This is a genomic window from Citrobacter sp. Cpo037, from assembly GCF_030332945.1.
Lineage (GTDB): Bacteria > Pseudomonadota > Gammaproteobacteria > Enterobacterales > Enterobacteriaceae > Citrobacter > Citrobacter portucalensis.
Map to the genome: position 1 here is coordinate 63,913 of NZ_JAOWGW010000075.1, position 15,609 is coordinate 79,521.

General features: G+C 49.3%; 22 protein-coding genes. All 22 read left to right on the plus strand.

The window, feature by feature from the left end; genetic code table 11:
• The first annotated feature begins 265 nt into the window (after nucleotides 1-265).
• The gene (locus tag OGX94_RS19705) at nucleotides 266-517 is read left to right on the plus strand and encodes a hypothetical protein (protein ID WP_139239846.1); all 252 of its coding nucleotides are present in this window, start codon (nucleotides 266-268) and stop codon (nucleotides 515-517) included.
• Nucleotides 517-1,419, plus strand: coding sequence for a recombination-associated protein RdgC (locus OGX94_RS19710; RefSeq protein WP_268056545.1), 903 nt, complete (start codon nucleotides 517-519; stop codon nucleotides 1,417-1,419). The genes OGX94_RS19705 and OGX94_RS19710 overlap by 1 nt, the downstream gene beginning before the upstream one ends.
• Entirely contained in the window at nucleotides 1,416-2,180 is a 765-nt protein-coding gene (locus OGX94_RS19715) for a hypothetical protein (RefSeq protein ID WP_071667163.1), read from the plus strand. The genes OGX94_RS19710 and OGX94_RS19715 overlap by 4 nt, the downstream gene beginning before the upstream one ends.
• Complete coding sequence (locus OGX94_RS19720) at nucleotides 2,162-2,974, plus strand: DNA adenine methylase (protein WP_268056546.1); 813 nt, start codon at nucleotides 2,162-2,164, stop codon at nucleotides 2,972-2,974. Before OGX94_RS19715 ends, OGX94_RS19720 begins: the two co-directional genes overlap by 19 nt.
• Nucleotides 2,974-3,762, plus strand: coding sequence for a hypothetical protein (locus OGX94_RS19725; protein ID WP_268056547.1), 789 nt, complete (start codon nucleotides 2,974-2,976; stop codon nucleotides 3,760-3,762). Before OGX94_RS19720 ends, OGX94_RS19725 begins: the two co-directional genes overlap by 1 nt.
• 5 nt (nucleotides 3,763-3,767) lie before the next feature.
• A complete protein-coding gene (locus tag OGX94_RS19730) occupies nucleotides 3,768-4,508 on the plus strand; it encodes a hypothetical protein (protein ID WP_268056549.1) in 741 nt (246 codons plus the stop codon).
• Nucleotides 4,505-4,882 (plus strand): hypothetical protein, encoded by a 378-nt coding sequence (locus tag OGX94_RS19735; protein WP_268056551.1) that lies wholly within the window; start codon nucleotides 4,505-4,507, stop codon nucleotides 4,880-4,882. The genes OGX94_RS19730 and OGX94_RS19735 overlap by 4 nt, the downstream gene beginning before the upstream one ends.
• 64 nt (nucleotides 4,883-4,946) lie before the next feature.
• On the plus strand, nucleotides 4,947-5,231 hold the full coding sequence (locus OGX94_RS19740) for a PAAR domain-containing protein (RefSeq protein ID WP_071667240.1): 285 nt from the start codon (nucleotides 4,947-4,949) through the stop codon (nucleotides 5,229-5,231).
• Nucleotides 5,232-5,234: 3 nt separating this feature from the next.
• Nucleotides 5,235-6,017, plus strand: coding sequence for a hypothetical protein (locus OGX94_RS19745; RefSeq protein ID WP_268056553.1), 783 nt, complete (start codon nucleotides 5,235-5,237; stop codon nucleotides 6,015-6,017).
• On the plus strand, nucleotides 6,017-6,466 hold the full coding sequence (locus OGX94_RS19750) for a hypothetical protein (protein WP_181553339.1): 450 nt from the start codon (nucleotides 6,017-6,019) through the stop codon (nucleotides 6,464-6,466). The genes OGX94_RS19745 and OGX94_RS19750 overlap by 1 nt, the downstream gene beginning before the upstream one ends.
• A gap of 37 nt (nucleotides 6,467-6,503) precedes the next feature.
• On the plus strand, nucleotides 6,504-6,641 hold the full coding sequence (locus OGX94_RS19755) for a hypothetical protein (protein WP_268056554.1): 138 nt from the start codon (nucleotides 6,504-6,506) through the stop codon (nucleotides 6,639-6,641).
• Nucleotides 6,642-6,902: 261 nt separating this feature from the next.
• On the plus strand, nucleotides 6,903-8,621 hold the full coding sequence (locus OGX94_RS19760) for a DUF8615 domain-containing protein (protein ID WP_268056555.1): 1,719 nt from the start codon (nucleotides 6,903-6,905) through the stop codon (nucleotides 8,619-8,621).
• A gap of 54 nt (nucleotides 8,622-8,675) precedes the next feature.
• Entirely contained in the window at nucleotides 8,676-10,277 is a 1,602-nt protein-coding gene (locus OGX94_RS19765) for a hypothetical protein (RefSeq protein ID WP_268056557.1), read from the plus strand.
• Between the two features lie 8 nt (nucleotides 10,278-10,285).
• Nucleotides 10,286-11,026 carry a hypothetical protein gene (locus tag OGX94_RS19770; RefSeq protein ID WP_181553335.1) on the plus strand — a complete coding sequence of 247 codons (741 nt, stop codon included), beginning with the start codon at nucleotides 10,286-10,288 and terminating at the stop codon, nucleotides 11,024-11,026.
• Between the two features lie 5 nt (nucleotides 11,027-11,031).
• Nucleotides 11,032-11,646 carry a hypothetical protein gene (locus OGX94_RS19775; protein WP_256433883.1) on the plus strand — a complete coding sequence of 205 codons (615 nt, stop codon included), beginning with the start codon at nucleotides 11,032-11,034 and terminating at the stop codon, nucleotides 11,644-11,646.
• A 15-nt stretch (nucleotides 11,647-11,661) separates the two neighbouring features.
• The gene (locus OGX94_RS19780) at nucleotides 11,662-12,156 is read left to right on the plus strand and encodes a baseplate protein (protein WP_181553334.1); all 495 of its coding nucleotides are present in this window, start codon (nucleotides 11,662-11,664) and stop codon (nucleotides 12,154-12,156) included.
• A gap of 309 nt (nucleotides 12,157-12,465) precedes the next feature.
• Nucleotides 12,466-12,777, plus strand: a complete 312-nt coding sequence (locus OGX94_RS19785) for a type II toxin-antitoxin system TacA family antitoxin (RefSeq protein ID WP_181553333.1) — start codon at nucleotides 12,466-12,468, stop codon at nucleotides 12,775-12,777.
• Nucleotides 12,761-13,306: a GNAT family N-acetyltransferase gene (locus OGX94_RS19790; RefSeq protein WP_181553332.1), complete on the plus strand. Its 546-nt coding sequence runs from the start codon at nucleotides 12,761-12,763 to the stop codon at nucleotides 13,304-13,306. The genes OGX94_RS19785 and OGX94_RS19790 overlap by 17 nt, the downstream gene beginning before the upstream one ends.
• 89 nt (nucleotides 13,307-13,395) lie before the next feature.
• Complete coding sequence (locus OGX94_RS25020) at nucleotides 13,396-13,602, plus strand: hypothetical protein (RefSeq protein ID WP_502873448.1); 207 nt, start codon at nucleotides 13,396-13,398, stop codon at nucleotides 13,600-13,602.
• Nucleotides 13,603-13,685: 83 nt separating this feature from the next.
• Nucleotides 13,686-14,399, plus strand: coding sequence for a hypothetical protein (locus tag OGX94_RS19795; RefSeq protein ID WP_268056558.1), 714 nt, complete (start codon nucleotides 13,686-13,688; stop codon nucleotides 14,397-14,399).
• Between the two features lie 36 nt (nucleotides 14,400-14,435).
• Nucleotides 14,436-14,999: a hypothetical protein gene (locus OGX94_RS19800; RefSeq protein ID WP_268056559.1), complete on the plus strand. Its 564-nt coding sequence runs from the start codon at nucleotides 14,436-14,438 to the stop codon at nucleotides 14,997-14,999.
• Nucleotides 15,000-15,002: 3 nt separating this feature from the next.
• Nucleotides 15,003-15,608 carry a phage tail protein gene (locus OGX94_RS19805; RefSeq protein ID WP_268056560.1) on the plus strand — a complete coding sequence of 202 codons (606 nt, stop codon included), beginning with the start codon at nucleotides 15,003-15,005 and terminating at the stop codon, nucleotides 15,606-15,608.
• Nucleotide 15,609: the final 1 nt, after the last annotated feature.

Here is a 15,609-nt window from a genome sequence, read left to right on the forward strand (position 1 = left end):
TTGATAGCGTACAAAGTGCATCCAATAGATTTATAAAAGGTGCACTTTGTACTTACTTAGTAAATCCTTTATACATCCATAAGTAATCACCGAGTACGAAACAACACGTGCCAACCACCTGGAATCAGCTTCCGTTCTGACAGTTAACCACCATGAGAGTAACCCGGCATTATCCTGAAAAAGCAAGCAGCTACCGTTTGAATCAATATCATTTTCTTAATAAATTAGTATACTCTGTAAGTTCTATTTATCGGAGTAATGCTAAATGGCCCAAATCGTACTAAATCGGGCGAACTTCATCCGCGAAATGACAGCCGGGAAGTTCGACGAATACATAATCTATGTTGAAGGAAAAGAGCATTACATCGTCGCCCGCTGCGCTGATGGCACCGAACTGGTGTTGGGCACAATCGGTTACGATCGCCGCACCTGGTCCAACATAATTCCTCCCGCTGATTTCCTGCGTGAATGTGGCGTTCTCAGCTTCCATGTCCAGTACCTTAAGGCGTCCTCCTGATGTTTAAGCAATACAAAAACTTCAGTGTTTATCGCCTTAGCCGCGATATGAAGCTCGATGAGGAAGCGCTCAAAACGGCTCTACCTGACTACCAGTTCTCACCATGTGGAAGCCAGGATATGGTTCGCACCGGCTTCACCAGCCCACTGGGCTCCGACATGCTGTATTTTGCGGCCAGCGGCTTCATCGCCTTAACCGTTCAACGCGAGAAAAAATTACTTCCCGGGCACGTCATCAAAGCCGAGCTAAACCAAAAAATTGGTAATCTCGAAGCCACTCAAGGGCGAAAGCTCAAAAAAACCGAGAAGGACTCGCTCAAAGACGAAGTGATCCACTCACTACTTCCGCGCGCATTTACCGCCACCGACCGGACCCAGATCCTCTATTCATCAGAATCAAACCTGCTGTATATCAACAGTGGCCCTCGCAAATCAGAGGATGCGCTGGCTATGCTGCGCAAAGCGTTGGGTTCTCTCCCGGTTGTGCCACTTACGCTCGAAAACCCTATTGAGCTGACGCTGACTGAATGGGTGCGTAATGATGCTCCACCAGCTGGTTACACCCTGGGTGAAAAAGCCGATCTTAAAGCCATCCTGGAGGATGGAGGTTCTGCGAAGCTGAATAAGCAGGACCTTTCCAGTGATGAAGTTAAAACAATGATTGCGGCCGGGAAGCTGGTCACCAAACTGTCGCTTTGCACCGACAGGGTGAACTTCGCTATTAACGATGGAGCTGGATTCTCCGGGGTTAAATTTGCCGACGAACTGCTCGATCAAAACTCAGATATTGATGTTGAAGACGAATTACAGCGCCGTTCTGCGGATATCATTCTGTTGGCCGGTGAGCTGGATAGCCTGACCTCAAAAATTGTAGCGGCCCTCGGAGGCGAGGCCTCTCGATGAGTAATCGCGCGCTGGTGGTTAGCCTATGCGATTTTACGGGGAAAATGGTTATCCCATGGCTGGAAGCCGGTTGCGATGCTGTAATAGTTGATCCTCAGCACCAGGCCACGAGCGAAGAATTACACCCCTCTGGAGCTACTTTGACGCGCATTAGCGCCATCATCGATAGCTCTGAGGTATATGCTTTCATCAGGGAAAACCTGAACCGTATTACATTCCTCGCTGGCTTCCCTCCTTGCACTAATTTAGCCACTTCCGGCTCGCGCTGGTTCGCTTCAAAGGCAGAGGAAGATCCGGCCTTTCAATTTAAGGCTATGCAGGTTGTCTGGCAGTGTTATGACCTTGCCCGCTTCATTGGATGCCCTTTCCTGATTGAAAACCCGGTCAGCAGAATATCGACTTTTTGGCGCAAGCCAGACCATTTGTTTGATCCCTATGAATTCACTGCGTACATAGCCAAAGATAACTACACCAAACGCACCTGCTTATGGACGGGGCAAGGCATGCAAATGCCCTTTCCGGCGCTTTTGCCCGCGGTAAGTGCGGCGATCGAAGGGGTGATCGCTGAATATGGTCGGATGATCCCAAAGGGAAAACTCCCGGTAACCTTCCCCGGTTACACAGACTATCCCGATAACCGTATCCATACAGCGGCGCCAGGCCCTGAACGGGCGAACATCCGCAGCGAAACACCTGAAGGATTCGCCCGGGCGATATTTGAAGCAAACAAGGACCGCGCCACATGCTTAATCCGATCCTGAAATGGGCTGGTGGCAAACAGCGTCAGCTCAAACATATCTTTCCCCTCATGCCTGAAGGTCTTCGCTTAATTGAGCCCTTTGTTGGTGGCGGTTCTGTTTTCACCAACTCTGATAAGCACGGTTCATTCCTGTTGGCCGATGTTAACCCTGACCTAATCAGCATGTATCAAATGCTCACCGTTGTGCCGGAGCTTGTTCTCCAGTTAGCCCGCGTAATGTTCGACAAGATGAATACTGAAAGCGGATATTTTGCCATCCGCAGTGACTTCAACGAGCAGCAGTTATCCGGTCCTGAGCGCGCGGCTGCATTCCTGTTCCTGAACAGGCATTGTTTCAATGGGCTCATGAGGTACAACAATTCAGGTGGATTCAACACCAGCTTTGGACACTACAAGGCCCCATATTTCCCAGAAAAAGAAATAAAAGCCTTCGCGAAATATGCGCATAACTACGTGTTCATGCTTAGTGACTTCCGGCGAACCATTGGCCTTGCGAGAGAGGGTGACGTGGTTTACTGCGATCCACCTTATGAACCGATGCCAGGCCAGGCGGGATTCACCAATTACACACCTGACGGTTTTAAATGGGAAGATCAGTTAGGAGTGGTTGAGGCCTGCCGCGCAGCTCACCGGCGCGGGGCCAAAATTATCATATCCAATTCCAGCGCGCCAGCTATTGACCAACTATACCGTGACGCGGGATTCACTATTCATCACATACCTCGCCGCCAGTCGATAGCCAGCAATGGTAACTCGCGCGAAACAACTACTGATATTTTGGGAGTACTTGATTAATGGTTACAGCAGATACAGACCCTCGCTGGCAAGCGCTCAGTGACAAATACCAGGGTAATTGGACCCTGGCAATGAAAGATTTGTTTGGTATTGAAGCTACTCACCAGCAGGAAAAAGTTTTGCTGAGTGCAGAAGTAAAAAGTTCGAGCACTTCAGTAGCTGTCGCTACAAATGGTGTGGGGTATATCGAATTAGTAGCGGTCATTACCATATTGAGAACTATTTTATACCGTGATTCCAGAGTGATTATTACGGGTTACGGAATCAGCCAGACGTACTTGCATATAATGCGCCGTATTGAATGTCTCTGGAAAAAGATATTAAAAACTGAACCGTGGCTTGATAACTACTTTGAACTAAAAATCAGCAAACTTCAGGCCCGGACTAATAAACATCTTTGGCAGTGCAAGAGTGTTTCGTACCGCACAGGCAAAGAGGAAAATCTTGCGGGTGAATGCAGTGAAAATCTGATGTTCATCGTTCTTGACGCATCGCGAATGCCTGAGCGTGGACTTGGTACGATCCGAGGTACTCTGACCAATTCAGATAACCGAATTTTGTTGATCTCAATTCCCGATAAAAACAAAGGTCACTTTTACGATTCTCAGCATGAGAAATTAGCAATAGGACCAAATAACCCAAGGGACATTTATACAGCCATTACATTAAGTGCAGAAGACTCTCCCCTGGTTCACCCCGCCTATCTTGATAAAAAGCAGAAGGAATATGGTGGCAGAGACAGTCGCGATTATCGGATAAAAATACTTGCTCAATTTGTGGAGGACTGAGACCCATGGCCAGAAAAACCCCGCCTCATTTAGAGCGGGCTCTTAGCCGGGTAAAAGCATACGTATTGCGTTACCCAAACGGCGTGGAAGAGTCCGATCTGTATAAGGTGGATTCCTTTTCAGTATTAAGTAAAAAAGAACGACAGCAGCTGGTGGGCATTATCGAAGCCACCAGCGCACTCCATGTAACTCGCTCCGGTAAACCAGGGAAGGAAAAACTCTGGTTTCAGCATATGAGATTCGCCGGTATCCCAGAGGACAAGGTTAGCCTGTTACCGGCTGCAAGCGTTATCCCAGCACAACCGACAGTTACAGAGGTTGTGAATTCATGGAGGGAGGAAGCTCCCCCTAAACATCAGTGCATGTCGTGCGGCACAAGCAAACCTCTTTCTGAATTTCCTGATAACTACGGCAAGCCACTGGAAACTTGCAGTCACTGCCTTAAACGTCTTAGAGAAGAAACCATGTTAGCTAAACATTCCACTCATCAACAATCATCCGATCCTCTCGCCGGTTTTACGCCTGAGCAGTTACTAAAAATCTCTGAAATGGCACTATCCCGCGCCAAGGAAGCGAAAGAAGCCCAAACTGCACGCGATGCCATCACTAAACAGCTAGAGCCAATCCGCCGTGAAGTGCTCCAGGCACATCAGAAAGTGACAAAAGCCTTCGATACTATGGTGGATGGAATGGCTGAACTGGATAAGGCAATGGCGAAGCTACGGGGATTTAAAGTAGAGATATGATGCTTAACTGGTGGGATAGCGAATCGTCTCATGAGCCAACAGCTGAGACGCTGAACATCGCGGTCGACTTCGACGGGACGTTTACGGCTAACACAGCCCTCTTCTGTCAGTTGGTTGGCCAGATGCTGAAATACGGTGCCGACGTGCGCATTGTGACGTTCCGTTTTTCGACAGGTAATAACAGCGACATTATCACCTGGGGGGAACGGCTTAATGTGCCGGTCATTTTTACGGAAGGTAAGCAGAAAGAAGCGTTCTGCGAAGCGCTCGGCTGGAAACCTAACATCTGGATTGATGATGATCCGCGCTTCATCCCTGTCGTTTCAGATCTCGAAAGCGTGGCGCGCGGTTGCCGGGTTAACGGCGAGAAATAACGCCCTATTTGAGAAGTAACTTTCCTTACACTGCCCACAGAACCATCAATCTGTGGGCTTTTTTATGTCGAACATCGCAGTAAAAAACTCTGTCTGTTCCGGGCACGGCGGATTCCCTTCAAGGCCACCAGCAGAGGCCGTCGAATTCGTTAAGGTAAACGGTATTGGCGTGCTGGTGGACGGTAACGCCTACCCCGCGCATACAGACGGTAAATCATCTCACCCGGGTAATGCTGTTTCTACCCGTCCCTGGTTCACTATCGGAGGCAAGCCGGTTGTGTGTGAGGGCGACCCGGTGTCTTGTGGATCGACTGTCACCAGCGGTGATCCGCTCGTTAAGGTTGGATAAATTATGCTCTCAACGACAAATCAACTTGATGCCTACAAAGCGCTCACCGCTGCCGGTGGGATGACGACACCACCAAGTATTGAAAAAAGCGTCGAGGTGGTCACCAATGCAAATGCGGTTAGTGGCGTGCTGGCTGGCCTGATCCTATCAACCATTGAATACCCTGCGACAATCAGCACAGGAACCGCGCAGATCACTGGCTGGGCCTCCATTCTATCTGAATTAGCAAAATCCACTGACGCGCACGTGAAGCTGCTACGTGTGTATGCCGATCCGTCGGCACTTATTCAGCTATCTATCGGCTGGGATGTTTATTGCCGCGCTAATGATCTCTCTGCAACTGAACTACCGGTATCACGGGCCATCGCTGACGAAACTCATCCGGAAAACCTCCGGTCTGCTCTTGCTGCGCTCGATACTGCGCCCCTCAAAGAAGCAATGGATGCCATCAATGCTGCGTTATCGGCTGGTGCCGGTGGCGAAGAAGCTGGTAGCGGAGAAACAGGAGGGACCACCAGCCCAACAATCACTGATGGCCAGATCAAAGCGTTAAACGATGCGGTTGAGGGATTCACCATTCCAATGGCCAATGTCACTGCTGCAGGTGATGAACTGAAAACCATCTATGAGGACGCGGCCAGCAGCAGCAATACGGCTCAGACAGCCTATAGCAATGCGATTTCCGTTGCGTTGGTAAACGCCTCAGTTAATGACAGCACGGTCGCCAGCGCTATTACAGCGATTACACCGGCTACTGTGCTTAACGCATTGAAAGGAGGTTCATAGTGTGGGCTTTGATTAAAGGTTGGATCGGGACCCCAAGCCTGAAAAGCGTCTCGATGATGGTCCTTATCGTCATGGTGTGTATCGCGGCCTATTTGGGGTGGCGCTGGCTTGATGGCGTTCTCACTACTGTAGAGACACAAACCACGGCCATAAATAACCTCAATAAAACCATTGGAAGCAAAGATCAACAGATCTCGACCCTCGATACAGCACGACAGGCGGCTGAAAAGAAAGCTGAATTCTATGCGGCCAAAACCGAGATACTTAACAAAGAGAGCCAAGTTAATGCCAAACAAGCTCAAGAATATCAGCAAAAAAGTAACGTTCTTCAGCAAAAACTTCGAGAACTCCAGAGTGAAGATAAATGTGCTAAAGCTGCTGTTTCCGATGATGTTATCCGGATGCAGCGGGAATCAATCGACGCCTTCAACGCCAAATATTCACGTTAACGCAGCACCTGCAGGTGTTAGCGCGTGGATGTGTCAGATGCCCGACTACAACGTAAATCTGTATGGCGATTACCCCACATACATCGAAGCAACACGACTGGGCCTGGAGATTACCAACGACCATAACATCACAGTGAACCGTATTAATGGCGCGACGTCGGTAGACAAACAATAAATACTAATTTAAATTACTTTCGTTGCATGTCTTTTAGAGTAATCACATAGCTCTTGCCTGTTTCCTTGGGAAGCAACCGTAGCAAGTTCCTTCAAGGCGTCGATTATGACGCCTTTCTCTTAAGCTTTGGGCGTTAATCGGTACATGGCAAAACCAAAGGCGCGAAAGCGCCTTTTTCTTACCTAATGTACTAAGCAATGAATAATCGAGATGTAACTTTCCGGATAATTGAGCCGACTGAAAACCACAAAGGCTTGATTTATGTCCGACAACAAAGAGTTTCGCCAACGCATTGCCGAGATCTCGAAAAATGCTCATCTCGTAACCAGCTATTGTTCCGATGCGCAATTCGACCATAACGGCTACATCCAGGACCCTGAACTGCGTATCACCTCCATGATGGAAGCAGCGAAAGCAGATCCAATCTTCGAAGGGGTTCCTGAATCCGTACAGCGCTCTGTACTGTCTGCCTGGGGTTCTGCGATCGCAGAATACTCAAACAAACACCGCTGTTCACCTCGTCCTGAAGTACTGGCAGCTGCTCACCAGACCCTGGAAAACTGCCTGCTGATGGAGAACGTCCAGTCCGGCCAGAAATCGTTGAACGATATCATGCTGGAATCCATCAACGCAGAAGTGATGTCCAGCCAGGACGGTATCATTCGTCAGCCAATCTTCCTGGCAATGATTCTGCCGGTCGCCCTGGGCGCACAAACCGGTGACGCTTGTACCTTCATTCCGGTACCGCGCGATAAATCCAAAATTTATGAAATCATCAACGTAGCAGGTACCACTTTCGGTGATTTCAAACAGGGCGACCAGCTGGACATGCAGTCTGTTGGCCAATACGCGCAGATGCGCCGCAACTATGTCCTGACTACCAAAGGCGACGGTGTAAAAACCTCTTTCACCTTTAAAATCTCCGACTTTGAAAACGGTAAAGAAATCCCTATCCGTAAGGGCCGCTCCGTCGTTTACATCAATAACGAATCAACTGATGTGGATGCCGCTAGCGGTAATTCCGGTCAGATCATTTACAGCTTTGCCAACGCAGACGGCCAGCAGAACGTATTGACTGGCGTTGTCGACTACGGCAAAGGTCAGATCGACCTCACCTTCTCTAAGCCACTCGATTCAGGCATTGAGTTGGAAGCTGAAGTTGAGATCAATATCGAAGCGGCTCCTGAATACATTCCGGTTATCAACCAGGAAATGCGGGAATGGACCGTTTACCCATCACAGTATGCTCTGGCTGCAGAACATAGCGTGATGGCAGCATACGATGCGCAACGCGAATTCGGCATTGACCTGGGCTCGCTGCAGTATCGTACGCTGAAAGACTACCTGTCCCACGAACAGGACATGCTGCGCCTGCGCACCATGATCCGCCGCTGCAAACACTCTGACACCTACGACGTGGCTATCCCGCAGGATACCAATCTGGATGTCTGGACCATGATGTTCAAAGGTAAGGTACAGCAGGTGTTCCGCGATATCGCAGAACGTACTCGCACTACCGGCTCCGTTGGCATGTTTGCGGGCGCTGATGCGGCTGGCTTCATCAAAATGCTGCCACCTACCATGTTTACCGCAGCGGAGAACTACACGCAGGTTCCGTACGTACACTTCATCGGTACGCTGTTCAACGGCATCAAAGTGTTCGAAATCCCGTCTGGTGTTTGCACCGCATTCACCGCCAGCGGTATCGAGTTCCACTCCTACGACATCCTGTGTTACTGCCGTGACGAAAACCCGGGCAAAGCTGGCTTCATCACCGGCGATGCCGTTCCGGTCATTCCGTTCAAGCATCCGACCACACCGGCGCTGGTGGACCGTACCACCCTTTGGGGTTCGTCTATCAACCGTATCCATCCGCGAAACGGCCAGGACTACTTCACGCTGTTCACCCTCACCAGCCTCAAAGTTGGCGGCCTGAACTTCCGCACCGGCGGCGTGATTGAGTCCGCTTCCAGCAACTAATCAAACGCTTTCAACCAACGCGCCCCATAGGGGCGCTAATCAGGACCGTACTGAATGAATTCTAACTACAGTATCCCTTTTTCGTTGACTAACGTTTCTGCTGTTGCGGTTGCCGCTATCGACGCAAGCAAAACAGCTACCGTGGGTTCCAACCTGAATCAGTCCTTATGGGCTGGCGTAGGTGTGTTCGCACGCGGGAAACCGTTCAAGGCGTTAAAAGTCACCAAATCCAACTATATGGATGTTCTCGGCGATCCGATTCGCCCGCAGGAAGGTAGCCACTTCGAACCAATGCGCCACGTCTATGAAGCCGTGCAGCAGACTGATGGCTATGTCGTGCGAGTGGTCCCGGATGATGCAAAATTCCCGATTATCAGCTTCACGAAGGAATCCTCATCCACCGGCGTAATCAACGCGGTACCGTCCAACAGCGCGCTAGCGTACGGCCAGAAGACTGAGCTGAAGGATAAGCAGTTCCTGATGATCTACCCGGTCGACGGCGATCCGTCCACGAACCGCAGCATTTCTTTCACTCCGGATAAAACTAACCCCAACCGTTTAACCCTGACACTGAAAGAAACCAGCAAGCTCGGTACCGTAACCGTACTTGAAAACATTGTTGTCTCTCTGAATTCCGACGAGATGGATGCCATGGGCCGTCCTTGCTTCATTACGACAGCGCTGGAATCTCGTTCTGCATACCTTGGTGCAACTTGTGATCTGACAGCAGCGGAAGGTGTTAACCTCGGCAATATTGCTGACGTTAAGTTTACTGGTGGTACTAATGGTGACCAGACCAAGATCACTGACGAACAGTATGCGAAAGCAATCGAAGTTCTGAACAATGCCAACGTGAACTATACCGCCGTTCTGGGGCTTGGATGCTACAGCACAGCGTCTTATACCCTGCTGGGTGATATCTGCCAGGACCGTCGTATCGATGGTTTCTTCGATATCAAACCCACGCTGACTTATGCGGAAGCATTGACCGAGATGGAATCGACCGGTCTCGTCGGTGTCGATTACGTGTCCTGCTCAATGTATCACTTCCCTTTCACCTGCAAAGACAAGTGGACACAAGCCCGGGTAGCTTACGGCCTGTCTGGTGCTGCGTACGCGGCAAAAGCACGCGGTATTGCGCTCAACACTGACGTTGGCGGCTGGCACTACTCTCCGGCTGGCGAAACGCGCGCACTCATCAACCGTGCCCAGCTCGAACCGATCGACGGTATCGGTACTCCTGACTTCGATGCGATGTACACCGCACGCATCAATAAGGTGGCCACCAGCTCGACCGGTCAGATGATTATTGACGATGCGCTGACCACCTATAGCGAAGAGAACTACCTGCGCTTCCAGCATGTGTCTTCGACCTTTGACGCGATCAGCCGCTTCTTCTTCCAATTGGGCCGCAAACTGAAGCACCAACCGGACGGTGTAACCGAGGAAAGCCTGACGCGTGAAATGACGAAAGTATTAGAGCGCTTCCATGCAGCTGGTGCTTTGGTCACTCCACGTGATCCTGAAACCGACGGCACCGCGCCATTCATTCTTGTGGTTAAGCAAGTTGAGGTCGATTACTGGTCCGTCACCTGGTGGGCATGCCCGACTGGTTCGGCACGTCGTCTTCTCGGCAAACCTGTTGTTATTCGATAAGGCATATTATGGCTAATAATTTCTTTCAAAACGGCGGTAGCCAGGCTGATGCTCTGACTACTATCGCAATGGGTGGCAAACCTCATACTTCCATCATGATGGAAAACCGCGGCAATAAACCCGACACAGAAGGCTCAGGAAGAGAGCCTAAACAGCCCGAGGTTGAACTCACCCCGGACAAGGCCCACCAGATGATTCTTGAGGCTGTTGCCGCTCAGGTGGCCAGCGCCAGCCTCGCCGACTCAGCTGCAGCTGTGTTTGATTGGGCGAGTAGTGAAGATTCCTCATACGACAACCTGGACGCATTCGCGCAGTCTCTGGCCGGTATTGACGACAATACCGATGAGCCCACTGACGAAGAAATGGATGACTACTACAACATCCTCGCTGAGATGGCTAACTTCATGGTCAGTGTCGGTATTGATGAAGATGCTGTTACAACGTTCTTCGACGATGCTGATGATGAAATGGGCGCCAGCATTGCTTCCCAGCTGAACGACATCGATATGGATGAACAGGATGAGCTGGTGGCTACTTACTCTGTAAGCGGCGATGACACCATGACCGAAGCACTCAAAAAAGTGGTACGCAACGGCAAGGTGAAGCTGATCCGTAAACCATTCAGAAAGCATCGTCGTACATCGGCGCAGCGCATGGCTCTTAAAAAAGCACAGCGTAAAGCCAATACGGCTCAGGGCAAGTTGCACCGTAAGAAATCCATGAAACTGCGTGCTAAGCGCATCGGCTAACGGATATGGCCACCAGCGATGGTGGCCGATTTGGGGTATCAATGGAGTACTTTGGTGCTATTAATCCTGATGGTGTAAGCCCTTTTCTGAAAGCATATATCACGTCAGATAAATACTGCGTGGTTGGCTATATCGGACAGGGTGCATCGATGCAAATAGCATCTGCGTGGAATAGCCCATTCGAAGGCGATAACGCAGGTTCTATTGCCGGGATAGAGACCGTCGCAAACATGGCTCAATCCGTAACGGCAACTACCTCAGTGTCTCGATGGAATAGCCTTATGGTATGGCAAGGATCACAACCCCCCGCTTTCACCCTGCCACTTGAATTTTTGGCTATTGATAACCCAGCGATAGAAGTAAACGGCGCTATCACCCGGTTATGTCAAATGATCTCCCCGGAGCTCAATGATACGACGCCAGGTGGACGCCGCCCTTACGCTGTCACGCTGAATATTGGCCGTCGGCTCATTCTGGCTGATGTCGTTATTCAGGATGTTTCATACAACATCGATGCACCCAAAGCATTTGACGGCAACTACATATCCAACGTAGTCAACCTTCAACTCTCTGGTATGGCGGTGCAAAACCGTTCAGAGATCGAGAAAATATTTATTTAATGAGGAAAATACCTTATGCCTGGTCATGCTAATGCCGTTGGCAATGTTGCGTTCCTGAAGGAGCAATACATTGCCAACCGCTCAATGGGTGAAAAGCTCAATGGCTCTGAGTTTAAGTTAACGATCATCGGCGCAGAACATCTGTCCGTACTGTTCCGCACTACCCAGTTCCCTGAGCGCACTCGTGAGGATGTCGAAGATTTTGGCCCTAATGGCATGAAGTTCAACCAGCACGGTCCGGTCCGTAACTGGGGTGAGATGCCATGTCAGGTTGTTGAGACCATCCAGGGCCCTGTTTTGAAGTTCATCGTGGATGCCGTGAAAAACAAAAGCTACTTCGATGTTCGTGTTGAAGCCACCCCCGAATCGCTGGGTGGGAAGTCTCCGGACTCGCTAAAGGTCAATCTGTACGACTGCAAAATCTACATGGATGGCACCGACCTCTCGACCGAAGACGTCACCGCTATGGTGCGTCCTAACCTGCGTATCATCTATAACTTTATTGAGTAATCCACTCGATAACGCTATCGATGATGTACAGATAAACCCGCTTCGGCGGGTTTTTTAATGCATTCCCCATACGGCTGATAGCCGTACCTGTTGACGAAAGAGATAATTGAGCGTAGATTAACCATACGGCCAATAGCCGTATCAAATTTTAAGTTTTACTAATTTAGTGAGTAATTTATTAAGTTGATAAATTCAACGATACCGAGTGAGGCATTAAAAATGCAAAAACATCAGAAAGATACCACCACTAACTGGCTGGTCCTTTTTTAAAAACGAAGGAGGTTCATCAACAAACGAGAGGAAAACAATATGACAGTTCAAGTAGCAACACTGCCAGGTGCTGAAAAAGCCCTGAAAAACGCCAGGGTCGAGTTAAAAACCAGCCCTGATGCCAAAAACGTGCTTCGCGAAGCAGCTGAAGCTGTGGGATTAGATCTGAGTGCATTCATTCTCAGTGCTGCGATGGAACGAGCTGAAAGTGTGCTGGACAACCAGCGCCGCCGCCAGCTTTCGAACCAGAGTTGGGAATTAATGAATCAGCTCATGTCTGAACCTGCTCAGCCTACGCTCGCTTTACAAGCGTTGATGAGAAGGAAGAGAACAAATGGTCGGTCAGCATGAAAGTAATGATGCAGTAAACCCGGTGATGTCCTGCAACTACCAAGCGGATATCACCTACAAGAGACAGAAACACTTCGAATGCGGTAATCCCGTAATCGATAAATTTATACGCTCTTCGCTAAAGAGAAGTGTGGCCAACGGCGACTGCGCCGCGAAAGCCCTTATTGACTCTGAAAGCGGTGAGCTTATCGGTGTGTGTACCTTCACAGCGTACTCACTCGAACGACAGCGCGTTGCCGGTGTTCTGCAGGGCTCCCTGCCCTCTGAAATCGGTGTCGTGAGATTGGTAATGCTTGGGATAGCATCCAACTACCAGAAGAAAGGTTATGGCCAAGATTTGCTTTGCGATTTTTTCGAGCACGTTAAGGTCATTCACCAGTCATTACCAATCAAAGGTGTTTACCTGGATGCCGATCCCGATGCCATAAATTTCTATGCGCGATTGGGTTTCGTCCAGTTGCAGGAACCGCCAAATGCCTATGGCGCTGTTCCAATGTTTTTAGGCATACAGCACATACTTGCTGCATAATTTATAAGCCCGCTTCGGCGGGTTTTTTATTACCATATTCAACAGACAGCAAATACGTCAGGTTAACGCATTCTAAAAAGGTACAACAGGTGAAGTACGAGCACGAAGTTCATGCCACTGGCAATCTCTCTCAGCAAGGCTATGAAGAGGCCCTTAAGACTGTAGAGCATCTGCTGGAGCACCAGCCTGATAACCCGCTGGTGGACATCCTATGCGATAAAATATCGAAGTATGAAGATAGTGCCTCAGAGCTCTTAGAGTTCAATGAACGGATTGCGCGCTCCCCTACCGCGTAGTATCACCGCCCCTTGAGGAACACTTCGGATATCCATAATACATCCATTAGAAACCCATTAAATTTTTCGACAAAAGGTATGCAATGAGCGAGAACTCAGCAGACGTCAGAGAAGACGCAAAAAAAAGAGTATCAAATGTTGTTTCCGACAGATTGAAGGATGGCTTTTACGGTTATTTAATTACGGCATTCTTTATCGGTAACTGGCAAAATATATTTATGTTGTTCATGTCCAAAAAACCGATAGAAGAGACAATTCAAAATATTATCTCCCAACCAGATTTCATGGCTGATAGGTTCTGGTGGCCTTTGGCTTACGGTACTTTAGCTGCATTTTTCATGCCATGGGTTGTAGTTGTGTATGTCCGATTGGTAGCAGCGGCTCGAAGCCATATAAAATCAGCTGAGAGAGCAGCGGATGCAGCAAGAGAGATCAAACTGGCCAAGTCTGCATTAAAAGCTCAGCTACAATACAACCAAAAAGCAAACCTCGCAGACTTACTCGAAAAACAAAAAAATGATTACGAAGCTCTGGAAGCAAAGTTAGCGAGTAACCTCATAGCCAAAGAAAATTTTGATAAATTTTTCGTATCTCTCAATAAAGTATTCGTTCAAGGTCCCAGAATTGAAAACAAAGAAGACTTAATTAAATTTTTTGAAAATGCTAAACGCGAAGGTATTTTCGAGTACTACAATGATCTTTCACTGCCTTCTCACCTAGAAAATGGAGAAATAGCCTGGGTACTCAAAAGTCCTTCGCCATCACCTCGCATTACCACTGAAACACCTCAGATGTAACTTTCCCTAACATAGTGCCTTTAAACAGGAGGCACTATGGCCACACCTCGCGAACTACTGGAGGAAGTGAAGAAACGCTTTCTCACCCTCTTGGTTGAAAACCAAAAAGACCTGCTCGACTCACTGCTCATTAAGGCGCTGACTGAGTACCAGGATCGAGCTGGATTCATAAAAGCTATTCAGATAACGGAAGGGACCAGCATCCCCTGCCCTGACGACTATCTTGAGCTGGTGGTCGTCAAAGATGCGACCGGCAACTATGTTTCTTGCGACGTTTTTAACGGTACCGTCGAGATAAGCACTGACCAGTACCTTAAGTATCCACTCCGGATGGAATACCTCGTTCACCTGTCGCAATTAGACCTCGATAAGGGAACCGTTCCGCCGGTGGCCGTGGGCATCATTAAGGATTACCTGGAGATCCTTATCGCTATCCCTAACTCTGAGCTCGATCGCCGCGTATCTATCGCCGGTAAGCTCGATGCGTCGAACATCCCGGACGAAGCCGCACTTGTGCAGCGTAGAACAGACCTGGAAAACGAAATGTCGACGCGCGGTGCTATCCCGCAGGCTATTTCCGTTTTCTCAAGCTGGGGCTAACTGATGGCCGTAAGTGATTTGATCGCCACTGCGGCAAAGTCGATGGTTGGCGCGCTGCCGTCGTTTATGTTCGCCGCCGGTCTCGGTGAGACCCAGATAAATAAGCTCACAGCATTGGCGCTAAACAAAATCCTGTTTGCTCAGGGATGGATGTTCGCCGTTGAAGTGGACGGTATTGGCGGTATGGGGATCGACTTCTTCATGAAGGACATTACCTGGGGCACATACACCATAGAGACGGAGCCGAAGCGATTCGGGGCAAATGAGTATAACCAACCAATTGCCAGGACAGCACAGCCCATTTCCATGGTGGTCCGTGATAACAATGCCGGTCTTATCTATGACACGTTCAAAAGCTGCCTGGCGAACGTCATTAACGACGACGGTACAATTAACCTTCAGTCGGCCTATCTAATGGATATTCGCATATACCGCCTGCAAGCCACCGGCATACCTTCACTGATGGAATCGCTCAGCGTGATCCCAACACAATGCGGTGAAATGACCTTTTCGAAAGATCAGGTTAGCGAGTATATGTCGTTCCCCCTCTCATTCGTACAACGGAAAACATTCGGTAACTTCTCCGATATATTCCTTCCGCAGGTATAGG

What these genes read in the sequence shown, in the direction of transcription:
- OGX94_RS19720 (WP_268056546.1), top strand. Translation starts at nt 2,162, where the DNA reads ATGCTTAATCCGATCCTGAAATGGGCTGGTGGCAAACAGCGTCAGCTC.
- OGX94_RS19765 (WP_268056557.1), top strand. Translation starts at nt 8,676, where the DNA reads ATGAATTCTAACTACAGTATCCCTTTTTCGTTGACTAACGTTTCTGCT.
- OGX94_RS19725 (WP_268056547.1), top strand. Translation starts at nt 2,974, where the DNA reads ATGGTTACAGCAGATACAGACCCTCGCTGGCAAGCGCTCAGTGACAAA.
- OGX94_RS19775 (WP_256433883.1), top strand. Translation starts at nt 11,032, where the DNA reads ATGGCCACCAGCGATGGTGGCCGATTTGGGGTATCAATGGAGTACTTT.
- OGX94_RS19705 (WP_139239846.1), top strand. Translation starts at nt 266, where the DNA reads ATGGCCCAAATCGTACTAAATCGGGCGAACTTCATCCGCGAAATGACA.
- OGX94_RS19785 (WP_181553333.1), top strand. Translation starts at nt 12,466, where the DNA reads ATGACAGTTCAAGTAGCAACACTGCCAGGTGCTGAAAAAGCCCTGAAA.
- OGX94_RS19735 (WP_268056551.1), top strand. Translation starts at nt 4,505, where the DNA reads ATGATGCTTAACTGGTGGGATAGCGAATCGTCTCATGAGCCAACAGCT.
- OGX94_RS19755 (WP_268056554.1), top strand. Translation starts at nt 6,504, where the DNA reads ATGCCCGACTACAACGTAAATCTGTATGGCGATTACCCCACATACATC.
- OGX94_RS19730 (WP_268056549.1), top strand. Translation starts at nt 3,768, where the DNA reads ATGGCCAGAAAAACCCCGCCTCATTTAGAGCGGGCTCTTAGCCGGGTA.
- OGX94_RS19740 (WP_071667240.1), top strand. Translation starts at nt 4,947, where the DNA reads ATGTCGAACATCGCAGTAAAAAACTCTGTCTGTTCCGGGCACGGCGGA.
- OGX94_RS19745 (WP_268056553.1), top strand. Translation starts at nt 5,235, where the DNA reads ATGCTCTCAACGACAAATCAACTTGATGCCTACAAAGCGCTCACCGCT.
- OGX94_RS19710 (WP_268056545.1), top strand. Translation starts at nt 517, where the DNA reads ATGTTTAAGCAATACAAAAACTTCAGTGTTTATCGCCTTAGCCGCGAT.
- OGX94_RS19805 (WP_268056560.1), top strand. Translation starts at nt 15,003, where the DNA reads ATGGCCGTAAGTGATTTGATCGCCACTGCGGCAAAGTCGATGGTTGGC.
- OGX94_RS19795 (WP_268056558.1), top strand. Translation starts at nt 13,686, where the DNA reads ATGAGCGAGAACTCAGCAGACGTCAGAGAAGACGCAAAAAAAAGAGTA.
- OGX94_RS19760 (WP_268056555.1), top strand. Translation starts at nt 6,903, where the DNA reads ATGTCCGACAACAAAGAGTTTCGCCAACGCATTGCCGAGATCTCGAAA.
- OGX94_RS19715 (WP_071667163.1), top strand. Translation starts at nt 1,416, where the DNA reads ATGAGTAATCGCGCGCTGGTGGTTAGCCTATGCGATTTTACGGGGAAA.
- OGX94_RS19790 (WP_181553332.1), top strand. Translation starts at nt 12,761, where the DNA reads ATGGTCGGTCAGCATGAAAGTAATGATGCAGTAAACCCGGTGATGTCC.
- OGX94_RS19780 (WP_181553334.1), top strand. Translation starts at nt 11,662, where the DNA reads ATGCCTGGTCATGCTAATGCCGTTGGCAATGTTGCGTTCCTGAAGGAG.
- OGX94_RS19770 (WP_181553335.1), top strand. Translation starts at nt 10,286, where the DNA reads ATGGCTAATAATTTCTTTCAAAACGGCGGTAGCCAGGCTGATGCTCTG.
- OGX94_RS19800 (WP_268056559.1), top strand. Translation starts at nt 14,436, where the DNA reads ATGGCCACACCTCGCGAACTACTGGAGGAAGTGAAGAAACGCTTTCTC.